The following is a 19,261-nucleotide window of genomic DNA, read 5'->3' on the forward strand; positions in this document are numbered from 1 at the left end:
AAGGTAAAAAAATGGCGCAATTTTATAAATTATTAGCTGCATCTATTTGGTCAACTCTTATTTTTGGACTTGCTTTTATTTTTCACAGACTGTTTGAAAAAGAGGGCACGTTTGCACTTTTTATTGTTGCAGGTATTTGTGTAAGTATCGCTTATGACGGATTAAAAACGATATTTAAATTCAACCCTAGTGATAAAAACGAGACTAAAGAAATGTTTTGGGGAGCGTTTGCATCAGTTGGATATTTGGCTCTGTCATTAACCAGCTTAGGTTCAGGAGCGGTTTTGGCAGTTTACTTCGAACTTCCCGAAATCGTCGGGCAAGTTGTTTCGTTCGGCGGTTTTATCGGCTTTTATGTGTTGGCAATTATGGTCGCAACCGGAACCGAAAAGCGAATGAAACGTGCAAAAAAGGATAATTGAGATCTAATGATGTAAAAAATGCATTTAGGCGGATAGGTGTGTAGCAACGCCACTGGCTCCAATAGCCCAAATTGTTTCTAAAAATGAACTGTATTGAAAACGAGCTTTATCAGTGAGTCTTTTTACCATAGGCACCTCCTTAATGTTGTTATGACCCGAAGGAATCAATCTAATACTTTCGTAACGCAACAAAACTAACAGTAGGACCATGAAGCCGACGAACGTTCCGAGATAAATTCCCGCACCTATTACCCCTATCGGCCTAAATACATTTTTATCTTTTTATCATTCTCGTAAAAGGGCGCTATACGCCCTTAATTCGAAAACTCAAACACTCACCAATTGATAAAATCCAAGGTCGGCGAGTAGATGATCCTAAGCGATGATGTGAAACCATCAACATCTATTTGACTGCCATCGCTGGTGCGATTGTTGTGCCACTTAACATCCACGGTCATGTAAAGCTCATCAACAAACTCAAACTCATAGTAAGCACCAATGTATAATGTTTGAAAACTGACATCTCGAGAAGTCACCAAGGTTTTACCAGCGGGTAAATCTGCAAACGGAGTCATATCAGTGCGAAAACGCACATCAGTTGTCACAGTATCGGTAATGTTAAAACCGGTTAGTCCCGCCAATATGCCATAGTCCATCTGTGAGTTATTCGCCCGCACATACTTCCAGCGCTTATAATTACCCAACAGCGGGAATCTGATGGAAAAATCGTACTCAACATCCAACTCAGACTCGATAGTTGACTGAAATAGAGCTGACCTAGTAACAGAGCCATTTAAAAGTTCACTGCCCACCGGCGAAACAATCGTTGAGGTCTCAGAATAAGTAGGAATACTTAAGCCCAACTCAATCCATGGTAGTTTCGCTGCAATCTCAAAGTTTAGGTAGCTTTTATTAGCAAATTCCTGATCAAAGTTGACCAAGGTGCTACCACCTCCTGTCATTGGCGCAAACTGGCTTAGATCGAGACGACTACTGCTTGCGTATTCGATGATAGGGGTATAGGTATACGACACTCCCAGCCCCGCCTGAAATCGACTGGTCTTCAAATACTTATCTGCAAACAAGTTTAGTTCATCGGCAAAATCTTCTTTCAAAAATTTCACTTGCGACGATGTCAACGAATTGTCGCTTAACCTAGCACTTGCAGCAACAATAATCGGCATGCGCGTACGCAGCTGGTTACTTAAATTCGTGTTATAGTGAATTTTGTCAGTGTAGCTACTATCTCTTAACTTATCGGTAATCACGCGCATATCTCGCACAAACGTCGTATCCCCTAGCGCTCCGAGATTGGCATTCAGAGTTTGTACATAGGTATAAAGCAAATCAGTATCTATTTTGCGTTTGCTGAGTAAGTGCTTGATGAATTAGGCTGTGCGATTGGCGACTTCAGTAGGGATATTCGTGTTATTAGCAATAGTCTCAAATAAGCTAGTGGCACTATTATCTGATTGCTCTGTTTCTTCTCCTCTGTCGGGGTCGTTCACTTCAATCACCGTGCGACCATCGTCAGTCTGTTTTACCTATGCGCGTGTTGCATCTTGAGCGTAGCCGGTAGACAAAAAAAGTAAAAGTAGTACGAGTGTGGTGGACTTATATTTCATATTTGAATTCCCTTTCCGTTTTTTGATTAAAAAATAAGCTATTAACTAAGAAAAAACAACCACAAATTTTTATAACAAAGGCTTACCAACGCAAACCACTTACTTCTGCACCTCATACCTTTATATCAAATATATAAATAACCTTAGTTGACAAGCCCACTAATAAAATCATCTTTTATTAAGTTAAAGCCAAACTCTAGCTAATCGGTAGGACTTATCATATCAAGTTGAATAGACTTAACGGATTCTGAACTAATCGATGTAACGCACGAAAACGCCTTTGTTTGCAAGATTTCCAGTTGACTTTGAATTTTTTGACATCGCTTTAAATTGTCTTTCGCGTATTTTCTTCGTTTTAACGTTTTAAGGTTCAAATTTATAATAAATATCGAAGACATAACGCTGGACATTGCACCACTTATTGCCACTCCAGAGTCACCTCGAACGGCATGCCATCCATTATCGAAAATTGAAACACCGAATTCCATAAGTTTGAGTGATATTTCCGCTATTTCAAACGTATAGTCAGTAGCCGTTTGAAGTAAGTCGAGAGAATCGCGAGAGAACTTTGCTTTTTCGTTCGTATCTGTTGCGCTGTCTCGGTTTACTCGAAGTGCAACTACCTGATCAAAATCCCGAGCATCTTTTTCGAATAGCTCACGCAATCTAATTTCATAATTACCTCTTACCTGCTCAGAGATATACGCAAAGTCTTTCCGAAAACTTAAACATTCATCCTTTCCAGAGCTAATATCACATACCGTGCAAAGCATCTTTGCAGACAATATACCGAGTAAGGCTGCTGCACTTCCTGAGCCAGGTGACGCTCTGCCTGCACCAAAATCATTTAAAAGCTCCGTAGCGGGCTTATTAAGTAAAACTTCAACACCAACCTCTGTTAGTTCCTGCTGCTTCATTTTTCTTCCCTAAAATTTTTTCAGAAAACATAAAATGGTTTTATTTCGATTTTTAATACTCAGTTCGATCTTTAATGCATAGTTCGATCTTTAATACGCGACCACAGTTGATAGCGCATACTCTCTTTAGCTCACTCCACCGTCACACTCTTCGCCAAATTCCTAGGCTGATCAACATCCGTCCCTTTAATCAGCGCTACGTAATACGAAAGCAACTGTAGAGGAATAGTATAAACAATCGGTGCAATCGCCTCGCTGCAGTGCGGCACATCTAATACCCGCATTGTCTCATCCGACTTAAAGTGCGCATCTTTATCAGCAAATACATACATAATGCCGCCGCGAGCCCGCACCTCTTCTACATTGGATTTGAGTTTTTCTAAAAGCTCATTGTTAGGCGCAACCACAATTACGGGCATTTCAGCATCAATCAGAGCAAGCGGGCCGTGCTTTAGTTCGCCTGAGGCATAGGCTTCTGCGTGAATGTAGGAAATTTCTTTTAGCTTAAGCGCGCCTTCCATCGCGATAGGGTATTGGTCGCCTCGGCCTAAAAACAGGCTATGGTGTTTATCTGAAAACTCTTCTGCTAGGTCATCAATGTCGTCGGCAAGCGTGAGCGTTTCTTCTAGCTTACTAGGTAGTTCGGCAAGGGACTGTAGAATGGAAGATTTGAGCGTATCGCTCATGCCTTTGTGTTTACCAATGGCGAGTACTAGCATCAAAAATCCAGCAAGCTGTGTCGTAAATGCTTTGGTAGATGCCACACCAATCTCTGCGCCTGCTCTGGTCATAAACGAGAGTGATGACTCACGAACTAAAGAAGAACCATCTACGTTACAGATGGCGAGGCTTGACATGTAACCGCTTTCTTTTGCCAGTTTTAGGGCGGCAAGTGTGTCGGCAGTCTCACCTGATTGGGAAATCGTCACAATCAAACTATTGGGTTTTACGACAGATTTGCGGTATCTGAACTCAGATGCAATTTCGACATCACAGCAAACACCTGCATAAGCTTCTAGCCAGTACTTGGCTGTCATGCCTGCATGATAGCTGGTGCCGCACGCGATGATTTTGATATTTTCGACTTTTGCGAACACTTCATCTGAACCTTCACCAAATACATCATCGCTTATTCCATCAGGTGTAACGCGACCTTGAAGGGTATTGCGGATAACAGCGGGTTGCTCATATATCTCTTTAAGCATGTAATGGCGATAGCCGGCTTTGTCACCAGCATCGTGCTCAACGCTCGATTCAACAACTTCTCGTTCAACTTTCTCGCCGCTGGCATCAATAATTTTCACAGTAGTGCGGGTAATTTCAGCCACATCCCCTTCTTCTAAGAAGATAAAGCGGCGCGTAACCGGAAGTAAGGCCATCTGGTCAGAAGCGATGAAGTTCTCTCCAATGCCTAAACCAATCACCAGCGGCGAGCCAGAGCGCGCGACAACCATCGTGTTTGGGTCTTCTTTATCAATAATGACAGTGCCGTATGCACCATGGAATGATTTTACTGACTGTAAGACAGATTCGAGCAATGTATCGCAGTGCTTGCGGGCTTCTGCGATGGTATGAGCAATGGTTTCTGTGTCGGTGTCGGATACGAAAGCATAATCTTTATCGCTTAATGCATCTCTTAATGCTTTGTGGTTTTCAATAATGCCGTTGTGCACTAGAGCGAAACGTTCAGAACTTGTGTGGGGGTGCGCATTGACTTCAGTCACGCCGCCGTGAGTGGCCCAGCGAGTATGAGCGATGCCTGTGGTACCAAGGCTGCTTTCATCATCAAGTGCGTCGCTCAAAGCTTTTACTTTGCCCACGCGGCGCGTAATTGAAAGCTCGCCATTGTTTAACAGCGCGACGCCTGCGGAATCGTAGCCACGATATTCTAGGCGGCGTAAACCTTCTAATAGTATTTGAACCACATTACGTTCGGCAACCGCGCCGACTATTCCGCACATATTCTTATTCCTACTTTTTTTTGACCGGCTTTTGCCAGCTTGAAATATTACGCTGCTTACCGCGAGCAATAGCTAAATTGTCAGCTTCCACACTTTTGGTGATAGTACTGCCTGCGCCAACGGTTGCGCCTTTTTGAATGGTCACTGGTGCAACTAACGCAGAATTTGAACCAATGAAGACATCGTCGCCAATGTCCGTTTTGAATTTGTTTACACCATCGTAGTTACACGTGATGGTGCCAGCGCCAATGTTAACACCCTCGCCAAGCTCTGCATCGCCAATATAGCTCAAATGGTTTACTTTAGAGCCCTTACCTACTTTGGCTTTTTTAATCTCAACAAAGTTACCTACTTTCGCACCTTCCCCCAAATCAGCGCCCGGACGCAGTCTTGCGTATGGGCCAATAGTGCAGTTGCTTTGAACCTTAGCATCTTGAATGTGGGAAAAGGCTTCAATCACTGTGTCGCTGCCAATTTCGCAATTCTTTAACACACAATTAGGGCCTATTTTAACGCGATCACCAAGCACCACATTGCCTTCAAACACCGCATTTACATCAATACTCACATCTTTGCCACAGCTTAGCTCGCCGCGCACGTCTATGCGATATGGGTCAAAAATATGGACGCCGTCTTCCATCAGTTTATCTGCTAAGCGATGTTGGTAGGCGCACTCTAATGCGGCTAATTGCTTGCGATTGTTAATCCCTTCCACTTCCTGCTGCCATTGTGGTTGAGCAGACTGTATTCGCTTGCCTTCGCTTGCCGCCATGGCAATGACGTCTGTTAAATAATATTCGTTTTGGGCATTATCATTTGAAAGCGCAGACAGCCAGCGTTTGAGGTTTGCTCCTGACATAATCATCATGCCGGTATTAATTTCACTGATTTGAAGCTGCTCAGGGCTTGCGTCTTTGTGCTCTACAATGGCGCTAATGTTATCGCTTTGAGGATCACGCACAATGCGGCCCATGCCCGTTGGGTCATCAAGATTGACCGTAAGCAAGGCTAGATCGCAACTTTGCTTTGCGTGGATAAGTGACTCGAGTGTCTCTTTAGATATAAGCGGTGCGTCACCTACCAATATCATCACATCGTCACTATCACTAATATGAGTTTGTGCCTGCATAACCGCGTGGCCTGTGCCTAACTGCTCTTCTTGCAAACACCAATTTAGCGAATAATCGCGTAGCGCTTCTTTAAGCATGTCACCACCATGACCATAGACCAAATTAATCGTATCGCTGTCGATACTTTGCACCGTATTGATGATGTGCTCAACAATGGGCTTATTGGCAATTGGGTGTAGCACTTTAGGAAGGTCAGACTTCATTCGCGTGCCTTTACCAGCAGCTAGAATGATCACAGATAGCGCCATCTTGTATCCTTGAGACAAGTTGTCATTTGCTTAAATAAAGTGGCAGAAGTTTAGCTAAGCGGGCTCACTTTGTCAGTATGTTTATTGATACCGATTGTCTCTCCTTGGATGCTCGCATTTAGAATGCCAATGCTGGGCAGTCCATTACAATTAACGTGACTCAATTTTGAGCAGTGCCTGTTCAAGCGCCAATACATGTTCGTCAACCACCCCGCGCGCCCTCAGTGCCTTTGCTAACTCGTATACGTAATCTTTATTGTCGCCGCTTGGACCACTACTATTGAATATATGCTGAGCCAATTCCTCAATAGTTGCGCCGCCCAGAAACGCTTCGTTGTCGGGCGTAGCCATATATACTAAACCGCGCACCTTACGACCATTTTGAAAGAAAATATCGATTTCTTCTCGCAAGTAGCCGTTTTTCTCGCGGTGATCTAAATGTTCAAACTCTTCTTGCGTAACGTGATATGCGATGCCATAGCATACTGCTCCATTTACTGGCGTGAGCGTGGCAACTCGACCGGGACTATCTGGCGTGCCCCTATGATCGCTACTTCCCTGCCATAAGCGGCGCTGGTAGCCATGAATATGCGCCGGCTCTTTACTTAGATATGGGAAATCGACTTTATAAATCAGTGAACCGTAACCGAAAAGCCAAAGCTCGTCGTAGTTGTCTAAGCTGTGCCGTCCTCTGTTTAAAGCTTGTGTGTCTATAGGCATTGAAAACCCTTTTTAACTATCTACACTAGCGTAGTGGGAACATAAGTGCTAATTGATATCGACTTGAACCTAAACGATACAAGAAAGGAACGCTCGTGATCAAAGCTTTGATTTCATTGTCAATATTGCTAATAACACTACTGCTTTTGCTAGTCGCGATATTGTACATATTTCAACAAAAGTTGCTGTATCCTGCGCCAGCCTTTCCAGTCACAAAGGCACTCCCACCAAATACGAGCAAAATAGACCTTAAACTTAGCTATGCTTATTTGCTGCGCCCCTCTGGTGCACTCGCTCATGAAAAGGATGTTGCCCACCCTCTCATTATTTTTACCCATGGCAACGGGGAACTTGCCGACTTTTGGTTGAATCAATTTGACTTAGTGCTTGCCAGCGGTATTGCGGTGCTATTGGTAGAATACACGTGTTATGGTGACGCAAAAGGCAGTCCCAACATTAAAAGCATCACCGATACCGTAGTCGAAGCCTACGATAAGGTAGTTGAGCTACCCTTCATTGATGAAAGCTTTATTATCCCCTATGGCCGCTCGATTGGCGGTGGCGCAGCGGCCATTTTAGCGTTTAATCGCCCTGTCGCGGCGCTTGGTTTGGAATCAACTTTCTCATCATTACCGAAGCTTGTATCAGAAAAGTCCATCCCGAGCATTTTGCTTAAAGACCGTTACAACAATGAAGCAATAGTGCAATCGCTTGATATCCCTATTTTTATCTACCACGGCACCAAAGATACACTTATTCCCTTTTCTCATGCACAAACCCTAAATGCTGCAAGCAAGCATGCTACCTTTATCAGTGAGCGATGCGGACATAACGATTGCCCTGCAAAATGGCGAGAGTTGATTGAGTTTTTGCGCCAAATTGAGAAACCGGACATTGAATGAGCAAGCTGAAGGTGCAAGTCACAATTAAGGTGTGACAAATAACATGGGGGTCTGTGCGCTGGAACTTGGTGCAAATTCGCTTAAGTGATACTCTGCCCACCGCGAAGCAGAGAAATCAATTTGGATTCAGTTTGGATAGTACGTGTCGTTAACTCATAAAACCCTAGCAAGCTCGTTTATCGTCTTAGCCACTAAGTTTATACAACGTGGTTTAGGCTTGGTGAGCATGCTTATTTTGGCGCGCATTCTTACTCCTGAAGACTTTGGCATTGTATCCATCTCTACAATGGCGGTGTTTTTGTTTATCACCTTCACTGATTTAGGCGCTAAGCAGTATATTTCCAAAATAAAAGAGGCAAGTACCGAGGCGATCAACAGCGCTTGGAGTCTCAATATTTTAATCAAGTTTAGCATCTGGGGCCTTTTTCTACTGGGCGTTGACGCAATTGTACTGTTTCTTGAAAAGCCCGAAGTGCGAGACCCACTATATGTGCTGAGTATTATTCTGCCCTTATCTTGTACCGGCAACCCCGGGGTATGGCTATTTAGCCGCAACCTAAATTATAAACCTCTCTTTAAAATTGAAATCGCAAGCAAGCTAATCGCTTTCGCTTTTGTGCTAATTCACGTTTGGATATATGAAAGCTATTGGGCCATGATCTACGGGACTATTTTGACGTATGCCTTGCCCATGCTGCTCTCATACACCATTACCGATCATAAACCTCGCTTTACCTTGAGTAATGTCAAAGATCAGTTCACCTTCTCTCAATGGATTATCTTAAAAGGCTTTTTGGGCTACGCTAAATCGCAAGCCGACGCAATATTGGTCTCAAAGTACTTCGCACTTGATTTAGTGGGTGTATACGGCATGTTTAAAAACCTCTCAGCCATGCCAAACAACCAGTTGGTACAGCCGCTTACTGAACCCCTGCTCGCCACTTTTTCAATCTCCATTCGAGAAGACAGGCTTTCCTCTTATCAAGTTAACTTAGCGGTGTTTGCTTCGATGCTGTTCATCGCGCCAATGACGGCTTTAATGCTCTTTTATCATTACGAAATTGTGTACTTATTCTTGGGTGCAAAGTGGACCGAGTATTCCATTGTATTTGCAAACTTATCGCTCATGCTCATTCCCTTGGTGCTAAGTCGTAACTTGTCGCAGTTACTGATTGCGATGGATCACATCAATAAGCTCTTTTATTACGATCTGGTCTCATCAATTTGCGTCATTGTTGCCACCGTGATTGGCATTCAGTATTTTACCGATTTAGCGTCGTTTTCCTTGTATGTTGCTGGTCTTAAATTCATCAATGTGTTTATTTTCGTTGTTTTTGTGTCTGTTTTCTTGTTTAGAATAAAGCTCATAGATTTGGTCTTTTACATCAGCCCGATTGTGTTTACACTGCCGCCGATGTTTATTTTGATGCAGATTAATATGGTATCTTTGGGCTCAATTGTGGAGTTGTTCGCTGGCAGTGCATTATTCTGCGCTTTGTACGCATTACAGTATATTGCATTTAGTCGCCTAATGAGCGGGCATGAGGAAATTCAAGCCTTAAACAGGCTTTTTAGCTCAACATTTAAAACCATCAAATTCAAAATAGTAAGCATAAAGTCATAAGGTCATTAATGCTCTGCAAAGGATAATATGGAAAGTATAAGCGACAGAATTCGTTGGAAAGTAAAAACCTATTTACCGTTCAATAGAAAGGTCAATTTTATTATTGCCGGGACGCAAAAAGGCGGCACAACTGCGCTAGATGAATATTGCAGAGAGCATCCTGAGCTTTGTATGGCAAACAAAAAGGAAGTGCATTATTTTGACCATGAGAAAAATTTTTCACAACGCTCTCAAAAATACAATCACTACCATGCTTATTTCAGCCCCAGAAAAAGACATAAATTACTTGGGGAAGCAACGCCTATCTACATGTATTGGAAAACGTCACCAAAGCGCATGTTTGAGTACAACCCTGAACTTAAGGTTATACTGATTTTAAGAAATCCAATTGAACGGGCATACTCTCATTGGAATATGGAACGAGCAGAAAAAGCGGATAACCTTAGTTTTATAGAAGCATTAAAGACAGAAAAAGAAAGGTGTGCAAGCGCATTACCGGAACAACATAGAGTGTTTTCATATACCGACAGGGGGCATTACGTGCGCCAAATTGAGCGTTTGTGGTCGTATTTCCCTAAAGAGCAGACCTTAATACTGAAAAGCGAAGCGCTGAAACAAGACCCAAATGGCACTTTGAGCACGCTTGCACAGTTTTTAGGCGTGTCCGAATTTTCAAATGTACAGATGAAAGATGTTCACTCTCGTCCATACGATTCCGATATGAGCGAGGAAGCAAAAAACTATCTCATTGATCTATTTTCACCAGAGGTACAAAAGCTTGAGAAATTACTAGGCTGGGATTGTAAGGACTGGCTGAGGTAAAAGAACGGGATTAGCTGGCTTACTTATGCGTCCCTTTGCCTGATCACACGTTTCAATACCGCAAAAGAATTCGTCGCGAGCATAACCCCCACGATAATGAATGCGCCACCCATGACAGCCGCCAAGGACAAAATCTCATCTAAAATCACAAAGCCCCAGAATATACCGAACAAAGGTACTAAGTAGCCAACGGTGATGGCTCGAGAAGCTCCAATTTTTGCGATTAAATCGAAATACATCACGTAGGCTAAACCCGTGCATAAAAACGCCAAAATTAGTGCGCTTAACCATGCATTTGCGCTTGGAGGTGCTACAGGCAAATGATACAAAGCAATAGGTGCAAGCACGATAGCCGTGAAAATTTGACTACCGGCAGCAACCGCGAAGGGCTTTGCGCCAGACAAATACTTTTTTAAGTAGCTTGCAGATATGCCGTAACATAGCGTTGCAGCAAGGGCAGCAAGTACTGGCAGAACCGCCTGTAAAAAGCTTACTGAGCCGGCACTGACTTGCTCTAGAGAAATCAACACAACGCCAGCAAAACCCATCGCAATGCCCAAAATACCTAGCCAAGTAATCGATTCCTTTAAATACAGGTAGGCAATCAGCACACCGAACATAGGCGCAGTTGCGTTTAGAATCGCCGCAAGCCCTGCATCCAAGTGAAGTAGCGCATAATTGAATAAGCAAAACGGCACAGCAGTATTGACGACCCCAACGAACAACAGCTGCGGCCAGTATTTGATGAGATCTGCACCTTGACGCTTAAGGAATACCAGTGGCAACAAGCACAAGGTCGCACCCAAAGCGCGTAACTCAACCAATGCAAAGACGCCAAAGGCCGGTACCGCTTCTTTCATCAACATAAAAGATGCACCCCAAATTGCGCCTAATAGCAACAACTCGGCAAATTCAGATGCTTTCAAGCACGCTCCTCAAGGTTAATTTTCAAGCTCGCGATTCTAAATCAAGCAGAAACGCTTTGCGCGACATTCCGCCTGCATATCCGGTGAGTTTCCCGTTGGTGCCGATAATTCTATGGCATGGCACCACAATAGCAATAGGGTTTTTACCATTCGCAGCGCCCACAGCCCTGCAGGCTTTTGGCTTACCGATGGCTGTCGCGATATCGAGATAGCTGGCTGTGTGACCAAAGGGTACGTCCATCAAGGCAGCCCATACTTGCTTTTGAAAGGCAGTACCGCTTGCATCCAATGGAAAATCGAAGTGTTGACGCTTGCCAGCAAAGTACTCCTGCAATTGTTGCTTTGCACAAGATGATATTTCATTCTCTTTTCGTTTTTGTTGAATGCGCTCAATAGTAATCGACTCATCCGCAAATGCGATTTCCACCACTGCCGTGTTATGGGCAAAAATTTGCACGTAACCTTGTTGCGTTTCTAATTCACTGATGTACAGACTTTCCCTCATATTTCAATACTCGTTGTTCTATGCTTCTGCATATTTAAATTAGCCTGAACCTTTGATAAGTAAGCGAACTTAATTGAAGTTAAGATGCCAAAGCCCCAGCGTTAAATAGCTTCGCCACGGTGCGGCATTATCTGGGCTGAACTTAAGGCCTCGTTTTTCGATTTCTGACGCTTTTTGTCTAATGATTAAGTCCGTCTCAAGCCACATGTCGGTATGACGAGACGCGCGCATTTTGATGTAATTAACTGTCCATGGCCCTATACCTTTTATTGAGAGACAAGCAGATACATCATGTTCGATTGAATCAGTTTGCGTACACATATACTCACTGAAAGCTTTTAGCGCGTTTTTTCTTGCTTGCGGTAATTTGATAAATGCCAAATCCGAGTTAACGACTTGCTGCGGTTTAATAAAGCTTTCATTGTTTTCGTTAAGACCCTTTACAAGCCGATTAAGCTGAGTGATTGCTGCACTTACCGACACTTGCTGCCCTAATATTGCACGAACCCCAGCTTCGAATTGACTACAAATACCTGGGATACGCATACCCGCGTCGATAAACTTAGTTGGCAGGCCGCTACTTTTTAAGGCATCAACAATAACGTAAGGATTGGCATGTAAATCTAGCACATGCTGGACGCGTTCGATGATTAAATGCGTATAGCTCAGGTAGCTTTGATTAAAACTGACTTCAAACCCAGACGATGCTTGGACATGCTGCATTCTTACTTTGACGGCGTGATCATGTATATTGAAGGTTTTGGTAAAGCTATCATTGTCTATCGCTTCGTTGTTTTGGATAAGGCGTCTAGAGAAAAAGTCACGTATTGCTTGCCAGTTATAGGCGCCTTGATAAGGTAAAAAGATATTTGTCATTTCGAGTTTATCATCTCTTAATTTATCGTGGTGCTGTGCGCCAGCATTATTGCTCAAAGCGGTTTTTTCAGTCCCCGTCTGACTGCTCTTTGATGCACTTCTGACTTGGGACGGCGTTAGTTGCATAAGCGCTTTCATATGATATTGGAGCTGTCTTGCACTTGAAAAACCAGCACTTGTTGCCACCTGTTCTATGCTCATATTAGAGTGATGCAGCAAGCGTTTTGCGAGCATAATTTGGTTGCATACGCGGAACTGCTTGGGTGACACATACCAATGTTCGAGCATTAGCTTATGCAAATACCGAGACGAAATACCTAAGCGCTCAGCGATTACACCTACACTGCTAGAAAAATCCTCGGTCAACAACTTCGCTGCGCGCTTTGCAGTGGTTTGCACACCCTGCCATGGAGGTGAATATGGCTGAGAATCTGGTCGACACCGAAGGCATGGACGAAAGCCTTGTCGCATAGCATCAATAGCAGAAAACGCATACTCAACATTTTTTTCAAGTGGCGCTCTTACTTTGCAAACCGGTCTGCAAAAAATCCCCGTGGATTTGACTAAAATAAAAAACTTACCGTCAAACCTCGGATCGCGGGCCATCCGAGCTTTTTGGCACTGCTGAGTCGTTAACATCGCTGGCAATTTAATGTTATCCTAAAAACTTGAATAGCAGTGTACGTCATGGGCAAGTAAAAACACGTTAATTTCGGAACTGATTATTTAAATAACAATGAATAACAACACTTGCGGTTTGTCGTGCTACTCGAAGCCGCTTAGTAAATCGACTGCACATGAGATGGTCAGGATCTATAGTATTGTTTGAGTTTATGAATCGCTTTTTATCACGGTGTTCGCAGTTGCTTCAACGTCTTACACTCGTCGTCTTATCTTTATCAGTGTTTGCGCTCAATAGTGCGCTTGCAAGCACCGACTGGACACATGATTTTGCTAATGAAGTAAGAAAAGAAGCCACAAAACGCAATATTCCAGGATTTGTGTTTGTTGTCGTAGAAAAAGGACAGCCCACAAAAATCTACACCCATGGGAAGACTGAACGCAATGGCGAGGCGATCACTGCTGACACTGTCTTTCGACTTGCTTCTGTTTCTAAGACGTTTACGGCAACGCTTGTCGCGGCTGAAAATCCTCTTGCAACCACGGTGAGCTGGCAAACACCACTTTCTGAGCTCACTCCGGAGTATTCCTTCGACAAATATTCTGAAAAGCCGGTCTTACTCCGCCACGTCATCGGTCAATCCACCGGCTACATGCGCAACGCTTACGACAACCTAATTGAAGCCAACTACGACCGCAAGCGCGTATTGAATATGCTGCAAGAGCTTGATCCATTATGCGAGCCAGGATACTGCTACACCTATCAAAATGCGATGTTCGGCGTGATTGAAGAGCACTATGCAAAGCGTAATTCGAGTTTTAGCGAGAAGATGCAAAACCAATTGTTTTCGCCCTTAAATATGAATGCCAGTATCGGAAAAAAAGCCTTGGAAGACTCGCCTAGCTGGGCAAAACCCCACGCAGCCATAGCCCGAAACAAATGGGCAAAGGTGCGCGTCAAAGATGATTATTATCGCTTTGCCCCAGCCGCAGGTATTAATGCCAGCGCCAAAGATATGGAAATTTGGATTAAGGCCATGTTGCTGGAGTACCCAGATATTGTTACCCAAGAAATGGTCACGGAAATGACGCTGCCGCGCGTGCAAACCAGAGGGGAAGTGCGCAAACGTCATTGGCGTCAACATCTTAACAGCGCTCACTACGGTTTAGGATGGCGCGTGTATGACTTCAAAGGGGTGCGATTAAACTATCACGGTGGCTGGGTGCAAGGTTATCGAGCAGATGTATCATTTGCACCTGAACTGGGCATGGGCTTTGCATTCTTAATGAACGCTGAAAGCAATTTAATTAACGAGGTGAGCGCAGACTTTTGGCACAAGGCAATAAATGCCAAAAAGTCTCAATAAACGCTAAGCCATGCCGATAAAAGTAACACGAGAAAAGCTGTGAAAAAGAGTGAACATTTGAGCGAATACACAAGCGAAAAAAGCGCTGACCTAAACAGCGTGACCAGACGCACTCGCGATACGATTGTCGATTCCCTATTTTCTCAGTCTTTGGGTGTGTTGTTTGCGCACATTCTCGCGATTGTTGTTTACAGCGCTTGGTTGCTCGAAATCACTGAAACATCGTCACTACTTGGGTGGTTTTGCGTGTCTCTAGTACTTTGCGTGATGCGATTCGGGCTCAGCGTGTTTTATCATCAATATCACCAAACCCACTTTACGCAGAGAACCTGGGTGAGCTTGTGGGCGTGCATTACCCTTAGCCTGTCATTTGCTTATGCCTACGGTGCGCTTGTTATTACACCTTTGGATAATCCGCAGTACATCACGATTGCATCTATTTTGGTGCTAAGTGTTTGCGCCATTTCTATGATTGCTCATAGCGCCAGTCTCTACGCCATGTTTTGCATGGCTGTTCCCTTAAGCGTCGTCACCTCTGGCGTATTTTTGTTACAAAGCACTCAAGTTGATTCGGCGCACACAGCATTAATGGCGAGCATATCTATCGCGGTCTTTGTTGGCTTTATGTTTGGTTTTATTCGCAAAGTGAACAAAGCGCAGTTAAGCGCAATTGAGCTTGGTTTTCAAAATGAACACGAGCGCGAAAAACGCAAGATGCTCGAACAGCAGCTTTATGAGATATCAAGACGCGACAGCTTAACTGGCCTATTTAATCGACGTTATTTTAATGAAATGCTAGAAGTTGAACTAGGGCGGGCGTACAGAAGCCATTCATCCTTGTCTCTAGTACTCTTAGATGTAGATTACTTCACGCAATACAATGAGCACTACGGACATGTTGCCGGAGATGATTGCTTAAGCAATATTGCGAGTTTAATTGAGCAACAAACTAACCGAAAGGGCGATTTAGTGGCCAGATATGGCGGCGAAGAGTTTGCTATCATACTGCCGGGCATAGATGCAAAAGGCGCTCGTGCATACGCTTCCCGTCTTCGAGAGGCGGTTGAAGACCAACGTTTTGAACACAGAGCGACAAAGCTCACAACACTTAACAGCATCACCATTAGTTTAGGGGTCACCAGCATAGTGCCACTGATGAAAATTAAACCCAATCAGCTCATTCAACAAGCTGACAAGGCTTTAGTAGACGCTAAGCGAGATGGTCGCAATCGCGTCAAAACCTTTGCTCCCTTTGGTATCGATCAGGGAATGATTTAATCAGTATTTAAATAGGTGTAGGCAGACAAACTGTTTTCATAAAAGTCTGTCCACTTTACGCCTTCTCTGGGCTTAATGTTTCCTTTTGAAACTTCCTTATCTATCAGCTTTTTCACGTCTATTGCCATTGCGCTAGGATGATATTGCATCACCGAAAGCACATGATCGATATTTGAGCCGCGTACAAACTCTTCAATATAAAAATCTTGTGGGTCGTCATCGTAGCTAAAAATATGCACTTCGTTTAAGCGGCCAAACAAGTTGTGCATATCGCCCATTACATCTTGATACGCGCCGGTTAAAAACAATCCCAAGTAAAAGGGCTCATCTCTTGAATATGCTGGCATGGGCAGTACCGAATCAATCGCATGTTCAATTACAAACCTATCGATTTTTCCGTCGCTGTCGCAGGTAATATCCACCAATGAGCCATTATTCACGGGTTGAGTATGTAGGCCGGTAATGGGCACAACTGGCAAAATTTGGTCAATCGCCCAGCTGTCAACCGCTGACTGAAAAATAGAGAAATTGCATAAATATTGCGACGACAATGAAAAATCTAATGACTGTACTTCCTCCGGCACAAACTCAGCATGACGATAAAAATGCTGCACCTGGCGCATGATTTGCCAATACAAGGTTTCTATTTTGCCCAGCTCTTCCAGACCAATCACTCGAAGCCCAAAGGCATCGGAAGCTTGCTCCTTGTATTGCGTGGCATCATTGTAGATCTCTTGATAATTGCGCAGACTGCTTTTCTCATCAGCGCCAGCGCTTTGCTCTTGTAAACTTAGCGACAGCTCTCGCATGTTTTTCAGCAACACATGCTCGTTTTCACCTGTGGCTAAATCGACGGACGCGCCATCTGGCTTTATTTCTCCCACCACTTCGGTGATTACGCAGCTGTGATGCGCGGTGATTGCGCGACCACTTTCGGTCACAATGTGAGGATGCGGGACACCCTCTAAGTCGCAGACTTCTCGCATACCGTAAATAACATCGGCTACGTATTCTTGTAAGCTGTAATTCCTTGATGAGTCGGCCGTTGATTTGCTGCCATCGTAATCAATCCCGAGACCGCCCCCTACATCGACATACTCGAGCCTAAAGCCCATTTTTACCAATTCAGCATAAATACGCGCGCTTTCATTCACCGCGTCTTTAATTGCGCGGATCTCAGGTAATTGAGAACCAATATGAAAATGCAAAAGTTTTAAAGTATCCGCCATACCATGCGTTTGAAGTAAACGCGCGGCGTTAATAATTTCGGATATGCTTAATCCGAACTTGGCACGCTCACCACTTGAGCCTTGCCATCTTCCTTGTCCTTTTGACTGCATTTTAGCGCGCAGACCAACGATAGGTTCGATATTCAACTCTTTCGCCACTTTAATGAGCAGTTGCAGTTCGCTAAATTTTTCAATCACCACTACCACTTTACGACCGAGCTTCCTGCCTAGCAAAGCTAGTTTAATGAACTCTTCGTCTTTGTATCCGTTGAGGATGGTGAGCGCTTCTGTATTGGTATTATAAGCCAACACGGCAAGTAACTCTGGCTTTGAGCCCGCCTCAAGGCCATATGCATAGGGGTTGCCGGCATCAACAATTTCCTCCACCACCTCGCGCATTTGATTGACTTTAATCGGATATACACCCCGATAGTGCCCCTCATACTTGGCTTCTTTGATGGTTTCGATAAAGGTTTCGTTTAAATTAATAACTTGCGAGCGCAGAACGTCATGGAAGCGAATAACCACTGGAAACTGAATGTTTTCACTGCGAATTTCGTCAATCACCGCCTTCATGTCAATTTGAACGTCATTATTATTAGGGGTTGGCACAACATGAACATTGCCGTTATCACCAATTTGAAAATAACCACCGCCCCAACTTGATACTCCGTAAACGCGCTCGGCATCTTGAATTGTCCAACTTGAGTCCGCGCTTATATTGCCATCTGCCATCGTTTTACCTAAATCCGCCTGCCGTTATCGCCGTTAATGCTCAGCAGCATAGAGCTAACCACACATTTATAGAGAGAAAGTATAAACGCTCACAAGAGAAATTGTAATCAATCCAGCTTTTGCTACACTTTGTGATAACTATGTAAACTTATCGTTATAATTTTGTGTATTATCTTAGTAAGAACGCTCGCACTGCTTCAGTCTTTTATGCGCTATGACTAAACACGGAGTGTATTGAAAAAATTTTTTTGAGGACATCATGGAACACCTTGCCAAGGCCGTCCAAGCCGCATTTAAAATTATGCTTGTAGAGGAGAGCGATCTAGAGCGTAAATTATATTCAAGCGAACTCTCTCCCTACTTCTCGCTCAATTTTGTGCAATCTAATGAAAAAGCATGGGAGGTGCTCAACCGCTCACCGCTTCCAGATGCCATCATATTAAATATGCAAGAAGATAACTCCGATAGCGTAGATCTTTGTCATAGACTCAAAGAACAAACTTATTTTAAAGATATACCTGTGATTTTCCTGAGCAATCAATCAGATACTCAGAATAAGTATGCCGCTTTTGATTCGGGCGGTGCAGATTACTTGCAAAAGCCAGTGCAGATGAACGAGCTGCGAATGCGTTTAACCCGACACATTGAGCTTTATCACAAAACTAAAAGGCTAGAGTCGCTGATTTACATTGACCCATTAACGCATTTACCAAACGCGGCAAAATTCAATGAAATTCTTGAGCAGGAATGGGCTCGTTGCGCACGGTATTGGCATCATCTAGCGCTTATCATGGTTCGTATTGATAATTTTCAGTCCCTAAAGCGCAACTTCGGTGCAGATGAATACTATGCCGTAACAGCGAGCATTGCTGATGATTTGTGCAGTGTGGGGGCTCGCCCAGGGGATTTATTCGCATCCTACGCGCAGGATACTTTTGTTTTGCTTTTGTCAGACTGCAGCTCAGAGGGTGCTAAACAAAAAGCGCGTCAAATTCGCAATAAATTCGATAATCCTCACTTTATGGCCAAACATCAAGCTTCCGCTAAAGATATTGGTTGTACGATTGCCGTTACAATAGCGGCCCCGGCCGGCGGATCATCGACTAAAGAACTCATCGATACAGCAGAAGAAGTACTGGCAAATTGCGATGATGATCACGCATTGAAAATTTGCTGTGCTGATAAGCTACTCGGCCTTGACGAACCAACGCACTAGAACGCTTAAGATATAACAAACAAGCCTGAGCTTAAGACGGTTCCGCCTCTTGTATTCCAATTTTTATTTACTAACATTCGTTATACTGGATATTTACTACTAAAATCAAATTAGTAGCACAAAACAGACACGCAAAT

General features: G+C 43.8%; 17 protein-coding genes. 7 read left to right on the forward strand and 10 right to left on the reverse strand.

Going from position 1 to position 19,261, the window contains the following annotated elements; all coding sequences use genetic code 11:
- The first annotated feature begins 11 nt into the window (after positions 1–11).
- A complete protein-coding gene (locus PN836_RS11760) occupies positions 12–422 on the forward strand; it encodes a hypothetical protein (RefSeq protein ID WP_395338527.1) in 411 nt (136 codons plus the stop codon).
- A 335-nt stretch (positions 423–757) separates the two neighbouring features.
- On the opposite strand, the gene PN836_RS11765 is transcribed toward PN836_RS11760, so the two are convergent.
- The 6 genes from PN836_RS11765 to PN836_RS11790 form a co-directional block, all read right to left on the reverse strand.
- Positions 758–1,768, reverse strand: coding sequence for a hypothetical protein (locus PN836_RS11765; protein ID WP_395338529.1), 1,011 nt, complete (start codon positions 1,766–1,768; stop codon positions 758–760).
- 42 nt (positions 1,769–1,810) lie between these two features.
- Complete coding sequence (locus PN836_RS11770; RefSeq protein ID WP_395338531.1) at positions 1,811–1,939, reverse strand: hypothetical protein; 129 nt, start codon at positions 1,937–1,939, stop codon at positions 1,811–1,813.
- 308 nt (positions 1,940–2,247) lie between these two features.
- Positions 2,248–2,964 carry a cyclodeaminase/cyclohydrolase family protein gene (locus PN836_RS11775; RefSeq protein WP_395338532.1) on the reverse strand — a complete coding sequence of 239 codons (717 nt, stop codon included), beginning with the start codon at positions 2,962–2,964 and terminating at the stop codon, positions 2,248–2,250.
- 131 nt (positions 2,965–3,095) lie between these two features.
- Positions 3,096–4,925 carry a glutamine--fructose-6-phosphate transaminase (isomerizing) gene (gene glmS / locus PN836_RS11780; protein WP_395338534.1) on the reverse strand — a complete coding sequence of 610 codons (1,830 nt, stop codon included), beginning with the start codon at positions 4,923–4,925 and terminating at the stop codon, positions 3,096–3,098.
- Between the two features lie 10 nt (positions 4,926–4,935).
- Positions 4,936–6,303 carry a bifunctional UDP-N-acetylglucosamine diphosphorylase/glucosamine-1-phosphate N-acetyltransferase GlmU gene (glmU, locus tag PN836_RS11785; protein ID WP_395338536.1) on the reverse strand — a complete coding sequence of 456 codons (1,368 nt, stop codon included), beginning with the start codon at positions 6,301–6,303 and terminating at the stop codon, positions 4,936–4,938.
- A 150-nt stretch (positions 6,304–6,453) separates the two neighbouring features.
- Positions 6,454–7,023 (reverse strand): gamma-glutamylcyclotransferase, encoded by a 570-nt coding sequence (locus PN836_RS11790; protein ID WP_395338538.1) that lies wholly within the window; start codon positions 7,021–7,023, stop codon positions 6,454–6,456.
- Between the two features lie 95 nt (positions 7,024–7,118).
- Here PN836_RS11790 and PN836_RS11795 point away from each other — a divergent pair, with 95 nt between their 5' ends.
- From PN836_RS11795 to PN836_RS11805, 3 genes are all read left to right on the forward strand, one after another.
- The gene (locus PN836_RS11795) at positions 7,119–7,925 is read left to right on the forward strand and encodes an alpha/beta hydrolase (protein WP_395338540.1); all 807 of its coding nucleotides are present in this window, start codon (positions 7,119–7,121) and stop codon (positions 7,923–7,925) included.
- 142 nt (positions 7,926–8,067) lie between these two features.
- On the forward strand, positions 8,068–9,549 hold the full coding sequence (locus PN836_RS11800; RefSeq protein ID WP_395338542.1) for an oligosaccharide flippase family protein: 1,482 nt from the start codon (positions 8,068–8,070) through the stop codon (positions 9,547–9,549).
- Positions 9,550–9,576: 27 nt separating this feature from the next.
- Complete coding sequence (locus tag PN836_RS11805; RefSeq protein ID WP_395338544.1) at positions 9,577–10,371, forward strand: sulfotransferase domain-containing protein; 795 nt, start codon at positions 9,577–9,579, stop codon at positions 10,369–10,371.
- A 23-nt stretch (positions 10,372–10,394) separates the two neighbouring features.
- Here PN836_RS11805 and PN836_RS11810 read toward each other — a convergent pair whose 3' ends face one another.
- The 3 genes from PN836_RS11810 to PN836_RS11820 all read right to left on the reverse strand — a co-directional run bounded on the left by PN836_RS11810 (position 10,395) and on the right by PN836_RS11820 (position 13,317).
- The gene (locus tag PN836_RS11810; RefSeq protein WP_395338545.1) at positions 10,395–11,297 is read right to left on the reverse strand and encodes a DMT family transporter; all 903 of its coding nucleotides are present in this window, start codon (positions 11,295–11,297) and stop codon (positions 10,395–10,397) included.
- Between the two features lie 22 nt (positions 11,298–11,319).
- Positions 11,320–11,802, reverse strand: a complete 483-nt coding sequence (locus PN836_RS11815) for a methylated-DNA--[protein]-cysteine S-methyltransferase (RefSeq protein WP_395338546.1) — start codon at positions 11,800–11,802, stop codon at positions 11,320–11,322.
- 69 nt (positions 11,803–11,871) lie between these two features.
- Positions 11,872–13,317 carry a DNA-3-methyladenine glycosylase 2 family protein gene (locus PN836_RS11820; protein ID WP_395345620.1) on the reverse strand — a complete coding sequence of 482 codons (1,446 nt, stop codon included), beginning with the start codon at positions 13,315–13,317 and terminating at the stop codon, positions 11,872–11,874.
- Between the two features lie 224 nt (positions 13,318–13,541).
- Between PN836_RS11820 and PN836_RS11825 the strand changes: the two genes are divergently transcribed.
- On the forward strand, positions 13,542–14,666 hold the full coding sequence (locus PN836_RS11825; protein WP_395338548.1) for a serine hydrolase domain-containing protein: 1,125 nt from the start codon (positions 13,542–13,544) through the stop codon (positions 14,664–14,666).
- 57 nt (positions 14,667–14,723) lie between these two features.
- Positions 14,724–15,944 (forward strand): GGDEF domain-containing protein, encoded by a 1,221-nt coding sequence (locus PN836_RS11830; RefSeq protein WP_395338549.1) that lies wholly within the window; start codon positions 14,724–14,726, stop codon positions 15,942–15,944.
- Here PN836_RS11830 and speA read toward each other — a convergent pair.
- Entirely contained in the window at positions 15,941–17,908 is a 1,968-nt protein-coding gene (gene speA, locus PN836_RS11835) for a biosynthetic arginine decarboxylase (protein ID WP_395338550.1), read from the reverse strand. The two genes, PN836_RS11830 and speA, sit on opposite strands and share 4 nt — an antisense overlap.
- Before the next feature lie 259 nt (positions 17,909–18,167).
- On the opposite strand from speA, the gene PN836_RS11840 reads away from it, so the two are divergent.
- Positions 18,168–19,124, forward strand: coding sequence for a diguanylate cyclase domain-containing protein (locus PN836_RS11840; RefSeq protein WP_395338552.1), 957 nt, complete (start codon positions 18,168–18,170; stop codon positions 19,122–19,124).
- Positions 19,125–19,261: the final 137 nt, after the last annotated feature.

It is taken from the genome of Ningiella algicola (assembly GCF_028401415.2).
In the GTDB taxonomy this organism is placed as follows: domain Bacteria; phylum Pseudomonadota; class Gammaproteobacteria; order Enterobacterales; family Alteromonadaceae; genus Glaciecola.

Coding starts and splice junctions, on each gene's coding strand:
- PN836_RS11760 (WP_395338527.1), top strand. CDS start 12: ATGGCGCAATTTTATAAATTATTAGCTGCATCTATTTGGTCAACTCTT.
- PN836_RS11820 (WP_395345620.1), bottom strand. CDS start 13,317: ATGTTAACGACTCAGCAGTGCCAAAAAGCTCGGATGGCCCGCGATCCG.
- glmS (WP_395338534.1), bottom strand. CDS start 4,925: ATGTGCGGAATAGTCGGCGCGGTTGCCGAACGTAATGTGGTTCAAATA.
- PN836_RS11790 (WP_395338538.1), bottom strand. CDS start 7,023: ATGCCTATAGACACACAAGCTTTAAACAGAGGACGGCACAGCTTAGAC.
- glmU (WP_395338536.1), bottom strand. CDS start 6,303: ATGGCGCTATCTGTGATCATTCTAGCTGCTGGTAAAGGCACGCGAATG.
- PN836_RS11815 (WP_395338546.1), bottom strand. CDS start 11,802: ATGAGGGAAAGTCTGTACATCAGTGAATTAGAAACGCAACAAGGTTAC.
- PN836_RS11805 (WP_395338544.1), top strand. CDS start 9,577: ATGGAAAGTATAAGCGACAGAATTCGTTGGAAAGTAAAAACCTATTTA.
- PN836_RS11840 (WP_395338552.1), top strand. CDS start 18,168: ATGGAACACCTTGCCAAGGCCGTCCAAGCCGCATTTAAAATTATGCTT.
- speA (WP_395338550.1), bottom strand. CDS start 17,908: ATGGCAGATGGCAATATAAGCGCGGACTCAAGTTGGACAATTCAAGAT.
- PN836_RS11775 (WP_395338532.1), bottom strand. CDS start 2,964: ATGAAGCAGCAGGAACTAACAGAGGTTGGTGTTGAAGTTTTACTTAAT.